At 60.0% G+C, this 15396-nt stretch carries 15 protein-coding genes; 6 read left to right on the plus strand and 9 right to left on the minus strand.

Annotated elements, in window-relative coordinates; translation table 11 throughout:
* Window positions 1-191: 191 nt before the first annotated feature.
* The 3 genes from B0E33_RS02515 to B0E33_RS02525 all read left to right on the plus strand — a co-directional run bounded on the left by B0E33_RS02515 (window position 192) and on the right by B0E33_RS02525 (window position 2514).
* The gene (locus B0E33_RS02515) at window positions 192-905 is read left to right on the plus strand and encodes a GntR family transcriptional regulator (RefSeq protein WP_077290333.1); all 714 of its coding nucleotides are present in this window, start codon (window positions 192-194) and stop codon (window positions 903-905) included.
* Window positions 906-986: 81 nt separating this feature from the next.
* On the plus strand, window positions 987-2039 hold the full coding sequence (locus B0E33_RS02520; protein ID WP_077290334.1) for an aldo/keto reductase: 1053 nt from the start codon (window positions 987-989) through the stop codon (window positions 2037-2039).
* Complete coding sequence (locus B0E33_RS02525; protein WP_077290335.1) at window positions 2029-2514, plus strand: RbsD/FucU family protein; 486 nt, start codon at window positions 2029-2031, stop codon at window positions 2512-2514. The genes B0E33_RS02520 and B0E33_RS02525 overlap by 11 nt, the downstream gene beginning before the upstream one ends.
* Here B0E33_RS02525 and B0E33_RS02530 read toward each other — a convergent pair.
* Entirely contained in the window at window positions 2511-4868 is a 2358-nt protein-coding gene (locus tag B0E33_RS02530; protein ID WP_077290336.1) for a thiamine pyrophosphate-binding protein, read from the minus strand. The two genes, B0E33_RS02525 and B0E33_RS02530, sit on opposite strands and share 4 nt — an antisense overlap.
* Before the next feature lie 110 nt (window positions 4869-4978).
* On the opposite strand from B0E33_RS02530, the gene B0E33_RS02535 reads away from it, so the two are divergent.
* Window positions 4979-5461, plus strand: coding sequence for an Lrp/AsnC family transcriptional regulator (locus tag B0E33_RS02535; RefSeq protein WP_022997694.1), 483 nt, complete (start codon window positions 4979-4981; stop codon window positions 5459-5461).
* Between the two features lie 206 nt (window positions 5462-5667).
* Here the strand turns inward: B0E33_RS02535 and B0E33_RS02540 are convergent, their stop codons facing one another.
* On the minus strand, window positions 5668-6870 hold the full coding sequence (locus tag B0E33_RS02540) for a methionine gamma-lyase (protein ID WP_077290337.1): 1203 nt from the start codon (window positions 6868-6870) through the stop codon (window positions 5668-5670).
* 113 nt (window positions 6871-6983) lie between these two features.
* On the opposite strand from B0E33_RS02540, the gene B0E33_RS02545 reads away from it, so the two are divergent.
* Window positions 6984-7442: an Lrp/AsnC family transcriptional regulator gene (locus B0E33_RS02545; RefSeq protein ID WP_055659083.1), complete on the plus strand. Its 459-nt coding sequence runs from the start codon at window positions 6984-6986 to the stop codon at window positions 7440-7442.
* 16 nt (window positions 7443-7458) lie between these two features.
* On the opposite strand, the gene B0E33_RS02550 is transcribed toward B0E33_RS02545, so the two are convergent.
* The 7 genes from B0E33_RS02550 to B0E33_RS02580 form a co-directional block, all read right to left on the minus strand.
* Window positions 7459-8409 carry a branched-chain amino acid ABC transporter permease gene (locus B0E33_RS02550; RefSeq protein ID WP_022997697.1) on the minus strand — a complete coding sequence of 317 codons (951 nt, stop codon included), beginning with the start codon at window positions 8407-8409 and terminating at the stop codon, window positions 7459-7461.
* Window positions 8409-9299 carry a branched-chain amino acid ABC transporter permease gene (locus B0E33_RS02555; RefSeq protein WP_022997698.1) on the minus strand — a complete coding sequence of 297 codons (891 nt, stop codon included), beginning with the start codon at window positions 9297-9299 and terminating at the stop codon, window positions 8409-8411. Before B0E33_RS02555 ends, B0E33_RS02550 begins: the two co-directional genes overlap by 1 nt.
* A complete protein-coding gene (locus B0E33_RS02560) occupies window positions 9296-10015 on the minus strand; it encodes an ABC transporter ATP-binding protein (RefSeq protein WP_022997699.1) in 720 nt (239 codons plus the stop codon). The genes B0E33_RS02555 and B0E33_RS02560 overlap by 4 nt, the downstream gene beginning before the upstream one ends.
* Complete coding sequence (locus B0E33_RS02565; protein ID WP_022997700.1) at window positions 10012-10785, minus strand: ABC transporter ATP-binding protein; 774 nt, start codon at window positions 10783-10785, stop codon at window positions 10012-10014. Before B0E33_RS02565 ends, B0E33_RS02560 begins: the two co-directional genes overlap by 4 nt.
* A gap of 17 nt (window positions 10786-10802) precedes the next feature.
* Window positions 10803-12005 (minus strand): ABC transporter substrate-binding protein, encoded by a 1203-nt coding sequence (locus B0E33_RS02570; protein ID WP_077290338.1) that lies wholly within the window; start codon window positions 12003-12005, stop codon window positions 10803-10805.
* A 74-nt stretch (window positions 12006-12079) separates the two neighbouring features.
* Complete coding sequence (locus B0E33_RS02575) at window positions 12080-13168, minus strand: cupin domain-containing protein (RefSeq protein WP_022997702.1); 1089 nt, start codon at window positions 13166-13168, stop codon at window positions 12080-12082.
* Between the two features lie 30 nt (window positions 13169-13198).
* Complete coding sequence (locus B0E33_RS02580) at window positions 13199-13906, minus strand: GntR family transcriptional regulator (protein ID WP_208997748.1); 708 nt, start codon at window positions 13904-13906, stop codon at window positions 13199-13201.
* 243 nt (window positions 13907-14149) lie between these two features.
* Between B0E33_RS02580 and B0E33_RS02585 the strand changes: the two genes are divergently transcribed.
* Window positions 14150-15283, plus strand: coding sequence for an aminotransferase class V-fold PLP-dependent enzyme (locus tag B0E33_RS02585; RefSeq protein ID WP_077293114.1), 1134 nt, complete (start codon window positions 14150-14152; stop codon window positions 15281-15283).
* Window positions 15284-15396 lie beyond the last annotated feature (113 nt).

Raw genomic sequence — 15396 nt, forward strand, 5'->3', positions numbered from 1 at the left:
TACGGCCGCTACGGTTGGTCCGCCTGGTCATTTCAAGATGACAAGACCCTTCTCAACCCACTGACATCAACCAGCTTTTCACTCTTCTCCGAGCTCTCTCCATGGAGCATCGGCACGGCCGGTCTTTCTTCACGATTAGCTTGACAGGGTAACTGTGTCAACTAACATGTTAGCATTCAATCGAGTTGACAATGTCCCTGACCAACGAACAAGATTTTCCCGAGATCACCCTGCCCGACATTGGCAAACTGTCCGGCTCGCTGGCACAGCGTGTCTATGAGGCGCTGCGCTCGTCCATCCTGGCAATGGACCTGCCGCCGGGAACCCTTCTCAGGAAACAAGTCATCTGCGAACAGCTTGGTGTCTCCCGCTCGCCGGTGACGGAAGCGATCACCCGGCTAGCAGGCGAAGGCCTTGTCGAAGTCATTCCCCAGTCCGGCTCCCGCGTGACCAAATTCTCCATGTCGGAAATCCGCGAGGGCGCCTTCCTGCGGGAAGCCATCGAACTGGCGGCGGTTTCCAAGGTGGCGGCGGAGCGCACCGAAGAGCAGTTGACGGAGTTGAACCGCAATTTGCGTCTGCAGGCTCTTTGTCTGGAAGATCACGACGAAACCGGCTTCTACCGGGAAGACGAGCGCATGCACGAGCTTATCTTCTCCTTCACCGGCTACCCGAAGCTCCACAGCCTGTCTGCCACCGGGTGGATGCAGGTCAACCGGGCACGGCAATTGCTGTTGCCCATGCGTGGCAGGGCCTTTGAAGCCTATGACGAGCACCGGGTCATCGTGGAAGCAATCCGCGATCGCGATGCAGAACGGGCACGTCAGGCAATGCAAAAGCACCTGAGCGAACTTGTCACGCGCCTGGAACCGCTCGCGGAGACCAGGCCGGACCTGTTCGACTGAAAACCTGGCCCGTGGCCCGACACCAGACCGCAGATCATGCGGCGTTCAAACTGATCCTGAGGAAACATCCAGAGGAAACACATGACCGCCTTGAAAACACAGCGGCTGAACGACAGAACCGCAAGACCCATCGACCTGACGGAGATGGGGTTTGGCGGCGCGCCGCTCGGCAATCTCTACCGCAAGGTTTCGGAAGAAGATGCCCAGGCTGCCCTTCAGGCGGCCTATGACAACGGCATCCGCTACTTTGACACGGCGCCGCAATACGGCCTGGGCCGATCGGAAATGCGCTTTGCCACTGCCATCAAGCGTTTTGGCCGCGAGAACATTCAGCTTTCCACCAAGATCGGCCGCCTGCTGCTGGATTGCGAGCCGCATGAGGTGACCCCGGAAGCCTTTGTCGATGTGCCGCAAAAGCGGATCGTCTTCGACTACAGCTATGACGGCGTCATGCGCAGCTACGAGGCAAGCCGTCAGCGACTGGAGGTCGCCAACGCGGACATCCTTTTCGTGCATGACGTCTGCGCCTTTTCGCAAGGCTCTCAGGAAGCCAGCGATGCCCGCGTCCGCGAGCTTTTCGATCTTGGCGGCTACAAGGCGCTTACCGAGTTGAAAGAGGCCGGGGACGTTGCGGCCATCGGCGCAGGGGTAAACGAATGGCAGGTTTGCCAAAAGCTGCTCGGCCTTGCCGATTTCGACTGTTTCCTGCTTGCCGGCCGCTACACGCTTCTGGAACAGGACGCCCTTGAGAGCTTCCTGCCGCTTTGCGAGCAACGGGACGTCGGCATCATTCTGGGCGGGCCCTATAATTCCGGCATTCTGGCAACCGGAGCCGTTCCCGGTGCGAAATACAACTACGCCGATGCACCGCCGGAGATCCTTGAGCGCGTGCGCAAGATCGAAGATGTCTGCCGCAGCCATTCAGTGCCGCTGATCGCGGCCGCGCTGCAGTTCGTGCTTGGACACCCAAGTGTGAAGACCGTCATCCCCGGCGCAGTGAACGCGGCCGAGGTTGAAGCCAATATTGCTCTCTTGAAGACCGATATCCCTGCCGCACTCTGGTCAGACCTCAGGTCTACTGGCCTGATCCGCCCCGATGCCCCCTTGCCGAGCGAGACTTCCCATGTTGCGTAACCTTCCCCCCATCCTGAGCCCCTCGCTGCTTTATGCCCTCAGAGCCATGGGGCACGGCGACGAGATCGCCATTGTCGACGCCAATTTCCCGGCGGAAAGCTCCGGTCCCGATTGTGTTCGTCTCGATGGCATATCGGCAACAGACACGCTGAAGGCGATCCTGTCGGTTATGCCGCTCGACACGTTCGTCGCCGCGCCCGCCAGGACGATGCAGGTGGTCGGTGATCCGGACGCGGTGCCGGAGATTGTCGCCGAGTTCCAGACCATCATCGATGACACCGCCGACAAGCCGGCCAGGATTTCAACGCTGGAACGCCACGCCTTTTATGAAGCGGCCAGCCATGCCTTTGCCGTGGTCCAGACAGGCGAGACCCGCCTCTACGGCAACATCATTCTGACCAAAGGCATTATCAAGCCACGACCTGCAGACATCACGTGCCATCCAGCCCCTGCCTTTAGCTTCAGGCGCACTTAGACTCGCCGCCCCGGCGTCAATCCATTCACCTTCTCGATGATCGACGCGGCGTCGATACCGAAATGGCGGTAGAGATCGCCAATCGTACCTGTCTGGCCGAAATGTTCGACACCGAGCGGGATGGTCTGGTGGCCGGCAACACCGCCAAGCCAGGCGAGCGTTGCCGGGTGGCCGTCAATCACGGTGATCAGTTTGCAATGACCGGGCAGATCGCCCAGCAGTTGCTCGATATGGGACCTGGCGGCCGCGTTGCCACGAGACCTTGCTCTTTGCGCCGCCGTCCAGCCCGCGTTGAGGCGGTCGGCGGACGTCACGGCAAGAACACCGACATCCCGCCGGTTACCGGCGAGTTCTCCCGCCGCCTTGATGGCTTCGGGCGCAACGACGCCCTGATAGGCGATCACAACTTCGCAGTTGGGGCCGGGTTTGCGAAGCCAGTAGGCACCGTCAATGGCACCCTGGCGGAAGGCGTCGTCGGCCCGTTTGACGGGCTGTTCGATCGGGTTGGTCGACAGGCGCAGATAGACGGAGCCACCGGTCTCGTCGCGCAGCCAAGTGCGTTCGTCCGGATCACCCTCGCCGTCGCGTTGCAGGTAATCGAAGGCCCATTCCATGATCACGGCCAGTTCGTCGGCAAAGGCGGGTTCGAAAGCGGCCAGTCCGTCCTGGCTCATGCCGATCAGCGGTGTGCCGATGGACTGGTGCGCACCGCCTTCCGGCGACAGGGTCACGCCCGATGGCGTACCGACAATCATGAAGCGGGCATCCTGATAGCAGGCATAGTTGAGTGCATCGAGCCCCCGGCAGACAAAGGGATCATAGACTGTGCCGATGGGGATCAACCTTTCGCCAAAAAGCGAATGAGAAAGACCGGCAGCGCCCAACAGCAGGAACAGGTTCATCTCGGCGATGCCGAGTTCGATATGCTGGCCTTCCGGCGTGAACTCCCACTTCGCAGTCGAGGGAATCCTGTGCTCGATGAAGGCATCCGCCATGGCCTTGCGGGCGAAAAGCTTGCGCCGGTTGACCCAGGGACCAAGGTTGGTGGTGCCGGTGACATCCGGTGAGGTCGTAACGATACGCTCGGCCAGTTTGCTGTCGCCCTTGGAGAGATCATCCAGAACCTTGCCGAAGGCCATCTGGGTGGAAATATCCCGGTCGGAGGCAAGCTCGATGGCAGGTACGGCGATCTTGTCGTCAGAGAAACGGCGGGTGCCTTTGGCAAAGAACGGCACCTGATCCAGAAACGCCTTCAGCGCTCCAACATCCGGCACTGTCGCGAAAGGTTCCCATTCCTCGCCTTCCGCAACGCCCATGTGTTTCTGCCACTCGGCCATCTGGGTCTTGTTCATCAGGCCGCCGTGATTGTCCTTGTGGCCGGCAATCGGCGTGCCCCACCCCTTGATGGTATAGGCAAGGAAGCAGGTCGGCTTGTCATGATCGATGGCGGCGAAGGCTTCCGCCATGGTCTCGGTGCAATTGCCGCCGAGATTTTCCATGAGATCCGCCAATTCATCATCCGAGCGGCGGTCGATCAGCGCGGTGACATCGCCCTGATCGCCAAGGTCGTCCATCAGGCGTTTGCGCCAGACGGCTCCCCCCATGAAAGTCAGCGCGGAATAATCCTGGTTGGAGCAATCGTCGATCCACTGGCGCAGCTTGTCGCCGCCCGGTTCGGCAAAGGCCGCGCGCTGCAAGACCCCGTATTTGACCCGGACCACCTGCCAGCCGAAGGCATCGAAGATTTTCTCGACCCGATCAAAGAGCCCCTCACGAACGATACCGTCGAGCGACTGGCGGTTATAATCGATAATCCACCAGCAGTTCCTGAGATCGTTCTTCCAGCCCTCCTGAAGGGCTTCATACACATTGCCTTCGTCGAGTTCAGCATCGCCGACCAGAGCGATCATGCGGCCGAGCGGCTTGTCGCCCGACCAGCTCTTGGCAGCGATATAGTCCTGTACCAGCGACGCGAAGGAGGTAATCGCGACACCGAGCCCAACCGAACCGGTGGAGAAATCGACATCATCGATATCCTTGGTACGCGAAGGATAGGACTGAACACCGCCGTAGCCGCGGAAGTTTTCCATCTTTTCGCGCGTCTGATTGCCCATCAGGTACTGGATCGCATGAAAGATCGGCGAGGCATGCGGCTTGACCGCCACCCGGTCTTCCGGCCGCAACACCGAGAAATAGAGCGCCGTCATGATCGAAACCATGGAAGCCGAACTTGCCTGATGCCCGCCGATCTTGATGCCATCCACCTTCGGACGCACGTGGTTGGCGTGATGGATCATCCAGTGCGACAGCCACAACAGGCGCTGTTCGATGGTCTTCAGGTGTTCGGTGCTCATGGAGGCGTTCCCGTTAAGTGCGTACTTGCCGTTACTCTAGCTTCGGGCAAGAACCGGTTTCTTGCTATTTCCTAATCTTTTCGGCTAAGTCTTGGAGAGTTTCACCAAGAATGAGGCCTTCCTTGGCGATTTCCGACACGCTCGACACATTTGATATCCAGATCCTGCGGGAGCTGCGCCAGAACGGCAGAATTTCAATTCAGGATCTTTCCGAACGCATCGGCCTGAGTGCGACACCGGCAGCCCGCCGCCTGAGGCACCTGGAAGACCGCGGCATCGTGACAGGATATTGCGCGCTGATCGACGAGGTGAAGCTCGGCTACGAGGTTTCGGTCTTTGTGTCCGTTCAGCTCGACAAGCAGATCGACGTCACCCTGGACCAGTTCGAAGCCGCCATTCAGGCTTTTCCGGAAGTCGTCGACTGCTGGCTGATGACCGGCAACCGGGACTATCTCCTGCGTGTCGCGACCACCGGGCTCGCGGCCTTCGAAACCTTCCTGACAGGAAAGCTTACCAAGGTGCCCGGCGTCGCCAACATCGAAAGCTCCATTCCACTGCGGCGCGTGAAATCCGGTGTCGCACGGACGCCCTGATTTGGGCTGTCCGCCACGTTCCCCGGCTCTCACTTCCACCGCTCCCTCATCCTGAGGAGCGCGTTCGCGCGCGTCTCGAAGGATGGGCCACTTGCTCCGGAATGTGGGGCCCATCCTTCGAGACAGCGCTTCGCGCTTCCTCAGGATGAGGTTGAGAGGAGGAGAGGATCTGGTGGTCTGTGGAAAGACCTGGGCGTTGACTGCGTTCAGGCTGCCGCCGCAACAGGCACTTGCGGCATGGCCTGTGCCATGTCTTCCAGGATGTCGTCGAGGTCTTCCAGGCCAACGGACAGGCGCACGAGGCCGTCGCTGATGCCGTGGGCGGCGCGCTCTTCCGGGGTGTAGGTGGAATGGGTCATGGACGCAGGATGCTGGATCAGCGTCTCGGCATCGCCCAGCGATACGGCCCGCTGGATCATCTTCAAGCCATTCATCATGGAAATACCAGCTTCCAGACCACCCTTCAGCTCAAAGGCAATCATGCCGCCGGGCTGGCTCATCTGCCTGTTCGCCAGTTCGTGCTGTTCGAAGCTTTCAAGTCCCGGGAAGTAGACCTTTGAGACCGCCGGATGGCCTTCCAGCCATTCGGCGACCTTCTGCGCGGACGCACAGTGCCTGTCCATGCGCAGGGCAAGCGTCTTCAAACCGCGCAGGATCAGCATGGCACTGAACGGGGCCATCACCGCGCCGGTCATGTCCTTCATGCCGACGAGACGGATCTCCTGGATCTGGTCGGCCCGCCCGGCAACCAGACCGGCAACGACGTCACCATGACCACCCAGATACTTGGTGGCCGAATGCAGAACGAGGTCGGCGCCAAGTTCGATCGGGCGGGTGAGATAAGGCGTTGCATAGGTGTTGTCGACGATTACCGTCGCGCCGGCCTCATGTGCGATTTCCGAAACGTGGCTGATGTCGACAAGGCGCATGTTCGGGTTGGCCGGGGTCTCGAAATAGACAACCCGGGTCTTGTCGGAAATGACGCTGCGCAGGTTTTCCGGATCGGTCAGGTCAACATGGGTGATCTTGATGCCGAACTTGGTCAGGCCGTGGCGCATATAGGCAAAGGTGCAGCCATAAAGGGTTTCGTCGACGATGATCTCGTCCCCCGGTGCCACGAGCGTCCAAAGGGTCGCGGTGATCGCGCCCATGCCGGAAGAAAGCGCGAGACCGGCTTCCGCTCCTTCCAGATCCGCAATGCGGCGTTCCAGAAGATCCAGCGTCGGATTGGAAATGCGGCTGTAGATATGCCCTGCCCGCTCGCCCGCGAACATCTCGCCGCCGGTTTCCGCCGTCTCGAACACGAAGGTGGAGGTCAGATGCAGCGGTGGCGTCAGAGACCCCTCGTTTTCAAGCGGATTGTAAGCGAGGTGGATCGCACGGCTGGCAAAACCCTTGTAGGCACTCATGGCTGTCTCCCTGATTTCAGCCTGAGCAATATGATCCAATCATGAGGGTGATAGATTTCAAAATCTGTCAGTGCTAGCCTTCAGATTAGCATAATCTGCCAATCGAGCTTCAAATGGACAAGAAAGACAGACAGATCATCCGTGCGCTGCAGCGGGATGGCCGCATGACCAACCAGGACCTGGCGGAAGCGGTCAACCTGTCGCCCTCGCCCTGCCTGCGCCGGCTCCGGAACCTGGAAGCCTCCGGGGCAATCAAGGGGTTTTCGGTGGATGTGGATGCTGCCGCTTACGGCCTGCCGATCACCGTCTTCGTCCGCATCCGGCTGGAGCGACACAACGAGGAGGATGTGCGCCGGTTCGAAAGTCGGATGCAGACCATCGAGGAGGTTCTGGAATGCCACGTGCTGACCGGTGCGATGGATTATCAGCTGCGCGTGGTGGTGTCGGATCTTGAAGCCTATGAGACCTTCATCCGCAACCGCATTCATCCGATCGGCGGCATTGCGTCGATCGATACCAGTTTCGTTTATGGCACCGTGAAGAAGACGGCGGTGTTTCCACCGCTCGCCTGACCTCACGGCAATGTTGCTATTCCTGCCGGAATTTCACTGGCGGCGATTTCTCCGGCAACAGTCCGGACCGGAATCGCTGCAGCACTACCTGCAGAAGCAGACCCACCAGCAGCATGCGGATGAACGAACTGCGGGTCGCCCATTCCGGCGGCAGGCGGTTGGTGAAGATTTCCGTCACGGACCAAAGCGTCCAGATGGTCAAGGCGCCAAGGATGGCCCCCCTGTTGTTGCCGGAACCACCGGCCATCAGCATCACCCAGACAAGGAAGGTCACCAGAAGCGGATCGGTGGCCGTGGGCGACAGGAAGCGGAAATAATGCGCTGACAGACCACCGGCGATCCCCATGATGGCGCAACCGATGACGAAGGTCTGGATCCTGAATTTCTCGACGTTCTTGCCGACGGCCGCCGCAGAAGCCTCGTTGTCGCGGATCGCACGCAGGCTGCGCCCCCACGGGCTGTCGTGCAGGCGCGAGGCTGCCAGATAGACCAGCAGCACCACGAACCAGACAAAGCCGAGAAACACAATGTCCCCCATGCGCCCGGTGGTGAGGTCCGCCAAAGGCCTTGGAATGCGGGACAGGCCCAGACTGCCGTTGGTGAGCCAGCTTTCGTTGACGATGACGAGCCGCAGGATCTCGGCAATTCCGATGGAGGCCATCGCCAGATAGTCGCTTTTGAGACGCACGCAGATCTTGGCCACCGCCCAGCCGGCAAGCCCGGCGAGTATCGCAGCCCCGATCAATCCAATCGGCACAGGCAGGCCAAAGCCTCCGAGATGCTTGGACGAGGCCGCGGTTGTCAGGATCGCCGAGGTATAGGCCCCAACACCGTAGAACCCGGCAATACCGGCGTTGAAGAGGCCGCCCATGCCCCATTGTACATTCAGGGCAAGGCACAGGATTGCGTAGATACCGCCCAGGATCAGAAGACTGACCGCATAGAAGAAGAGACCGGTGAGTTCCATCAGAGCAACCTCCCCTTGAAGAGACCCTGAGGCCGGAAGATGAGCAGGCCGATCATCAGGACGAAGGCAACCGCCGTTTTGTAGGACGGGGAGATGAGCGCATCGTCACCGATCCAGTGGTAGGAGGACAGTTCCTCGGCCAGGCCGATGATGAAACCACCTGCCATGGCCCCCATCGGCTTGCCGATCCCACCCAGAATGGCGGCGGCAAACATAGGCATCAGCAGGTTCCAGCCCAGATTGGGGTGAGCACTGGTGTTCAAAGCGGCAAAGGTTCCGGCGATCGCCGCCAGAGCCGCGCCGATGATCCACGTCCAGCGAATGACCTTGGCGGTATCCAGACCGGAAACTTCGGCCAGTTCCGGATCGTCGGCAACTGCCCGCATGGACCGGCCGGTTCTTGTGACGGTCAGGAAGTAGTGCAGAAGCACGGCAATGATCGCAGTCGAGATCACCGCCTGCAGATGCAGCACCGACACCCGAAAGGTATCGAACAGGACCAGCGGCGGTTTAACGCCTGTCGAAAACACCTGGTTTTGAGAACCCCAGACCAACTGGACGATCGAACGGAAGACCAGCGCAATGCCGAAGGACGAGATCACCGTGTAAATGGTCGGCAGCTCGCGCAATGGCTTGTAGAAATAGCGGTCGACCAGCAGCGCCGAGACAATCGTGAGTGCCATGCCGAAGGGGATCAGCAGAAGCGGATTGACCGGGACGATGGCAGCCATGGCCAGCACACCGTAAGTGCCCAGGGTCATCAGATCGCCGTGTGCAAAATGGGCAAAGCGCAGGATGCCGAAGATCATGGAAATCCCGACAGCGCCAAGCGCGTAGATGCTGCCGATGGCCAGCGCCGGGAACAGATAGAAATTCACGAACTCGATCATGCAGCCGCTCCCCCGAGGAAGAGGCGACGCACGTCTTCATCCGCCAGCAACTCCTTGCCGGTTCCGCTGGCATAGTTTCGCCCGTTCACCAGGATATGGCCGTGATCAGCAATCTGCAGAGCCTGGCGGGCATTCTGTTCCACCATCAATATCGTGATCCCGGTTTTTCGGATGTCGAGAAGCAGATCGAAGATCCGCTCCAGATAGGCAGGCGACAGACCGGCTGTCGGCTCGTCCAGCAGCACCAGCTTCGGGTCGCTCATCAAGGCCCGGCCCATGGCTACCATCTGCCGCTGTCCACCCGAAAGCTCGCCAGCAGGCTGCTTCAGCTTGTCCCGCAGGTCGGGAAACAGGGAGAGCACACGTTCGCGCGTCGCCGCTTTATCCTTTGGTGGAGCTGCATAGGTTCCGACATCAAGGTTCTCGTCTACGGACATGGTCGCAAAGACGTTTTTCGTCTGAGGCACTGCCGATACACCGAGCGGAACAAGAGCGGACGTCTTGCAGCCCGCCAGTTCCTTCGCGCCAAGTTTGATCGACCCGGCGGAGACGGTGGTCAGTGCGAAGATGGTTTTGAGCAAGGTCGACTTGCCGGCGCCGTTCGGCCCGAGAATGACCGCGATCTCGCCAGGCTCAACGGTCAACGAGACCTCTTCGATGATGGGCGGACCGCCATAGCCGGCGCTGACGTTTGTGACGGAAAGTCGCTCGGTCATAGCTGCGCCTCGTATTTTCCGCCGCCGAAATAGGCTTCGATCACACGTTCGTCGTTACGCACGTCTTCGACCGAACCTTCTGTCAGCAGCGTGCCCTGCGCCATGACCAGCACGTGGTCGCACAGCTTGGAAACGTAATCGAGGTCATGCTCGATAAGACAGAAGGTCAGGCCCCGTTCCCGGTTCAGCATCAGGATCTTGTCCGCCAGCTTGGACAGAAGCGTGCGGTTGATGCCGGCCCCGATCTCGTCCAGCAGGATGATCTTCGGGTTGCGCATCAGGGCGCGGCCGAGTTCGACCAGCTTCTTCTGACCACCGGAAAGATTGCCTGCCTTCTCGTCGATGACATGGTCCAGTTCAAGCAGGCGGACAGTGTCCCGCGCGGTCTCATAGATTTCCTGCTCCTCGGCCTGGTAGTGGCCGCGGCGGAAGATCACGTTGAAGACATTCTCGCCTTCCGGCGCCGAGGCAGACGCCATCAGGTTTTCGAGAACCGAGAGATGCCCGAATTCGTGAGGTATCTGGAAGGTGCGTGCGAGGCCTGCCTTGGCCCGTTGATGGGGTTTGAGCGCAGTTATGTCCTTCCCGTCCAGAAGCACCCGGCCGGCACTGGGCCGAATTGCACCTGCAATGACGTTGAAGGCGGTTGTTTTTCCCGCACCGTTCGGCCCGATCAGGCCGGTGATGCGGCCTGCGCCGATCTTGAAGCTTGCATGGTCAATAGCCCGCAAACCACCAAAATCGACGCAGATTTTGTCCAGCTCAATCACGCTGTCGCCTGGTCGGCTTATTCGACGATTTCGACTTGCTTGTAGCCGTCGCCGTCCACGACGAACTTGCCGATATAGCCACCGACATCGCCGTTTTCATCGAACTCCGCGGAGCCGCTGGCACCGTCGTAATCGATGTCCTTGCCTTCCTTGATCAACGCAATCGCCTTTGCCCATTCACCCGGGCCGACTTTCTCGCCCGGAGCCATCGCAACTTCCTTCAGGGCTTCGGCAATCTTTGCGCGGTCAGTCGAACCGGCCTTTTCAACAGCCAGCAGAGCCAGGAAAGTTGCGTCATAGGTCTGGTCGACAAAAGCCTTGTCGGCACCTTCGCCAAATTCGGCGTTGAAGGCATCATGCAGTGACTGCTGGGCCGGGTTTTCAGCCGGAGACGTCGGTGAGGAGAAGAACGAGGTCTTCAGGGCATCCGCGCCAACGTTCTGGATCAGCAGTTCGTCACGAAGACCATCCGTGCCGATGAATTTGGTGAAGAGGCCACCTTCAATGGCCTGACGGACGATCTTGCCGCCGCTGTCGCCGGCATAGGCGATCACAACCAGCGCCTCGGCATCACCCTTGGCCAGGCTTGCAAGTTCCGAACGGTAGGAATCCTTCTTTTCTTCGTGCTTCGCCTCGGCGACGATTTCACCACCGGCTTCAGTGTAAGCGTCGATGAATGTTTCGCCGATACCGACGCCATAGTCATTGTTGACGAAGGTGAGCGCGACTTTCTTGATGCCTTCGTCCATCACCATCTTGGCGAGGATCTCACCCTGATAGTTGTCTGAAGGCACAATGCGAAACACCAGTCCGTTGTCTTCCAGGAAGGTCATGGCCGGAGAGGTCGCGGTCGGCGAGATCTGCGGCACGCCCGCCGGAATGATTGCAGCTTCGGCAGCGGCAATGGTGGTGCCAGACATGAGCGAGCCCATGATGATCGGCACGTTTTCCACGTTCACAAGTTTTTGGGCAGCGTCGACCGCGCCCTGGGCGGTGCCGGTGGTGTCACCGTAGACGGCAACTGCCGTACCACCCAGCAGACCGCCCTGCTCGTTCACCTGCTTGACCGCGAGATCGGCTGCATTTTGAAGCGGCGGAATGAAATTGGCGATCGGCCCCGTGATGTCCATCAGGATACCGATCTTGGTGTCGTCCGCCAGTGCGGTGGTGCCCGTGCCCAGCAACGCTGCTGCGGCCACAATTGTCGTCAATTTTCTCATGCTGTCATCCCCTCATGGCTTGACCTTGAACTCCTGCACAGCCTGTTCTTTCCTCCTCGACAGGCTTTGTCTTTTCAGTCGCGCAGGACCTCCGTTTCGAACCGGCCCGGCAGGCTGACTTCCAGCAGTTCCAGGTCGGCAGTTGCTTCCGCGTATCGCGTCGCCATGTTCGGCGGGATCACGAAGGCGTCTCCGGCAGACAGGCGGTAAGGATCTTTGCCTTCGCCCTCCAGGGTCATTTCGCCTGCCAGCACAAAGTTGAATAGAATATCGCAGTCATGACGCGTCCAGGGAGAGGCCTCCCCGACCGGACGAGCCACCATAACAGATGCCACGCCTCGGGTATTGTCACAGATGGTGGTGTCGCGTGCCTCAAAACCCGGAATGCGGAACGGTTCAAAAACGCCGTCCTGTGCCAGGCTGTGCACGAATTTCTGTCCTTGCCACTCCCGATCCGGCCGCTCATGGGGCGTCGGCAGGGTCATCTCGTGGTCGATCTCGGTAATGTGCTCGGCTGGGACGCCGATCTCGATCACCTCGATTCCTTCGGCTGCGTGCATCACGCGGTGACGGATTTCCGGCGGCTGGATGAAACAGTCACCAGCCCTCAGACGGCGCATGCCGCCCTGATCTTCATAAAGAACATCGACCCACCCGTGGACACAAAAGATCAGCTGAAACCCGACCTTGTGGAAGTGAACCATGTCCGGAACCGGTCCGTCCGGAACCCGGATATGCGAGGCGATCATGGCGCCGCCGAGCCGTGTCGGCACAAGATCCCGATAGGACATGCCTGCCCGGCCGATCACCCATGGGGCCTGGTCTGCCAGACGGCGCACCACGAAGGCGTGCTCGGTTTCAGGCATCACCAGCGGTGGATTGAGTTCATCGATTTCGACACGTGTCCCGCTCGGGGAGACCAGCAGGCGCTCGCCATCTGCAAATTCATCCGGATTTTCCGTCAGAATTCGCAACGTGCCTGGTGCTTCGCTTGCACCCTTTTCCACCCGCACGCGCAAGCCGTGACCGGAGAACACCGCAATTTCCGGGCTGTCGGCCGGATAGATCATGTCCAGCCGCATGTTCAGCTTCTTGGTGAAGAACGGCAGGTCCTTGGCAAGGTCCTGGGTCGGTAGTCTGACTTCCGCGCGGGTTTCCGTCATGTCCTGTCCATCGCTCCCTTTACCCCCGCTTCAGCCTGCCTGTGCAGAGGATGTTGTGTTCTGATTGCCGGCATCCTCATGTGCTGCGAGGTAGGCCGCCTCCCCTTCAAAAACGAACCGCAGGATCCGGTCGCTTGCGGCAACCGCGTCCCGGCGGCAGAAAGCCTGGTAAAGCTGGGTGTTACCGGCAACGATCAGCGGATGGTTCGCCTGATGGGCAAAGGTCATCAGGCGCACGGCCTGCACCTGGGTCATGTAGCGCTGCAGCGCCTTGCGCAACGAAACATTCGGCACGGCGGCAATCCAGCTGTTGCGGAAAATCTCGCAGGCCCGATGCAAATGCTCGGTATCCCCCGCCGCCATGGCCGAACCCGCATCCTTGAGGATGTCGTCCAGTCCCTTCAACTCGTCTTCCGACAGGCTGAGCGCTGCCATGGCGGCTGCCCGCGGTTCAAGAAGACGTCGCAGATCGAAAATTTCCAGAATTTCCCGGTGGTCGAGACGCGGCAGCACAAAGCCCCGCGTTGTCGGTTCCAGATAGCCTTCATGGGCAAGACGCATCAGGGCATCACGGGCCGGCATGCGGGAAACGCCGAATTCGGCCGCCACGGCGGTGTCGACAAGGCGGATATCCTGACCAAGCTCTCCACGCTGGATGCGCCCCATGAGCAGGTCGTGGATCTGTCCGCTGGTGCTTTGTGCACCCGATGTGGAGGCGGTTGATTTTCCTGCTGTCACCGGCAAGCCTCCCTTGTCACGAACCGCGTCACCACGGCAAATCCGTATACAGAACAATTCAAGCCTAAACAGACACTCAGCCTATTCAACCCATTTTCAGGCATTTGAAAAGTCCTTTAAGCTTGAACTATCTCAAAAACTGTATACGAATATTCCGGTGACGGTCAATAGCGTGTTTGAGACGGAAACGGATCTGTTTCAGCACCCTGATTGACCGAAGGAAACGACATTTCGGGGGACCGCATGACGACCAGGGAAGACGGCTACTTCCTCTATCATTCCATCGGCCAGTATCCCGGCAAGGAAGCCGGATTGAGCGCCGCGATGGCGGAGCTGGCTGCCGTCTGGAGTGCTCCGAACGATCAGCAGTGGCCCTATCTGCTCAGCAAGCGCGGAGAGTTCATCGATTACTGGCGCGCGATCATCGATGCACCCGCCGGGTCCGCCACGACCTGCGAGAACGTGACCCAGGGCGTCGACATGGTCATGCGGGCGCTGCCGGACGGCCTGCTGCGTGGCCGCAAAGTGCTGGTGGCCGCAGACTGCTTCCCTTCCAACCACTTTCTTCTCACCCGCCTACAGGAACGGCTCGGCTTCGAGCTGGTAACCGTGCGGGCCCGTCAGGGCGCAAATTTCGTTGCTGACGAAGACATGATCGCCGAGTGGGACCGCGATGTCGCGCTGTGCCTGATCACCTGGGTCAGCTCCACAACCTCAAGACGCTCGGAGCTGGAAACCCTCGTTGACCATGGCCGCGCGATGGGCAGCATCATTGGCGTGGACATCACACAGGCCGCAGGTCTCCTGCCCTATTCGGTTGAGGCACCGAACGTGGATTTTGTGGTTTCGACCAGTCTCAAATGGATGTGTGGTACGCCAGGAGCCGGCATCTTGTATGTCCACCCGGACCTGATCCGGGATTGCAGGCCGGAGCTGTGCGGCTGGTTCAGCCAGGACAACCCTTTCAACTGGGATATCGACGCCTTCGAATATGCCCCTGACATCCGCCGCTTCGACAACGGCACGCCGTCGATCATGCCTGCGGCCGCCTCCGTGCCCGCCCTCAAGTGGCACGCCAGCGCCGACAGGGTGTCCATCCTGCGCAGCAACCGGCACCTTTGCGGCATCCTGATCGATGGCGCGGATGACCTTGGCCTGAAACTGCTCACACCGAGATCAGAAGAAGATCGTGGCGGCAGTCTCATGTTCGGACTTGCTTCGCCAGAACAAGCCGTGCAGGTGCTGAACCATCTGCGTGATGCCGGATTTTCCGCAGATACCCGGGGAGCAACCCTCCGGCTCTCCCCCGGCATCCAGACGAGCGAAGACGCCACACGCGAAGTCGTGGTGGAACTGGGGAAGGCACTGGCAGGTTGAGCCGGGAGGCCGTTTCGCAGGAGCCAGCACAAGCGGCCCATCCTTCGAGACGGCCTGACGGCCTCCTCAGGATGAGGGTGTGGGTGTAGCAGCCCGGAAAGTTGCCTCTCTGA

It is taken from the genome of Roseibium algicola (assembly GCF_001999245.1).
Lineage (GTDB): Bacteria > Pseudomonadota > Alphaproteobacteria > Rhizobiales > Stappiaceae > Roseibium > Roseibium algicola.

Bases quoted from the DNA above. Each gene is read 5' to 3' on its own strand.
- B0E33_RS02575 (WP_022997702.1), bottom strand. From the start codon at position 13,168: ATGACGGAAACCCGCGCGGAAGTCAGACTACCGACCCAGGACCTTGCC.
- B0E33_RS02515 (WP_077290333.1), top strand. From the start codon at position 192: ATGTCCCTGACCAACGAACAAGATTTTCCCGAGATCACCCTGCCCGAC.
- B0E33_RS02520 (WP_077290334.1), top strand. From the start codon at position 987: ATGACCGCCTTGAAAACACAGCGGCTGAACGACAGAACCGCAAGACCC.
- B0E33_RS02525 (WP_077290335.1), top strand. From the start codon at position 2,029: ATGTTGCGTAACCTTCCCCCCATCCTGAGCCCCTCGCTGCTTTATGCC.
- B0E33_RS02530 (WP_077290336.1), bottom strand. From the start codon at position 4,868: ATGAGCACCGAACACCTGAAGACCATCGAACAGCGCCTGTTGTGGCTG.
- B0E33_RS02555 (WP_022997698.1), bottom strand. From the start codon at position 9,299: ATGATCGAGTTCGTGAATTTCTATCTGTTCCCGGCGCTGGCCATCGGC.
- B0E33_RS02535 (WP_022997694.1), top strand. From the start codon at position 4,979: ATGAGGCCTTCCTTGGCGATTTCCGACACGCTCGACACATTTGATATC.
- B0E33_RS02550 (WP_022997697.1), bottom strand. From the start codon at position 8,409: ATGGAACTCACCGGTCTCTTCTTCTATGCGGTCAGTCTTCTGATCCTG.
- B0E33_RS02585 (WP_077293114.1), top strand. From the start codon at position 14,150: ATGACGACCAGGGAAGACGGCTACTTCCTCTATCATTCCATCGGCCAG.
- B0E33_RS02560 (WP_022997699.1), bottom strand. From the start codon at position 10,015: ATGACCGAGCGACTTTCCGTCACAAACGTCAGCGCCGGCTATGGCGGT.
- B0E33_RS02545 (WP_055659083.1), top strand. From the start codon at position 6,984: ATGGACAAGAAAGACAGACAGATCATCCGTGCGCTGCAGCGGGATGGC.
- B0E33_RS02540 (WP_077290337.1), bottom strand. From the start codon at position 6,870: ATGAGTGCCTACAAGGGTTTTGCCAGCCGTGCGATCCACCTCGCTTAC.
- B0E33_RS02570 (WP_077290338.1), bottom strand. From the start codon at position 12,005: ATGAGAAAATTGACGACAATTGTGGCCGCAGCAGCGTTGCTGGGCACG.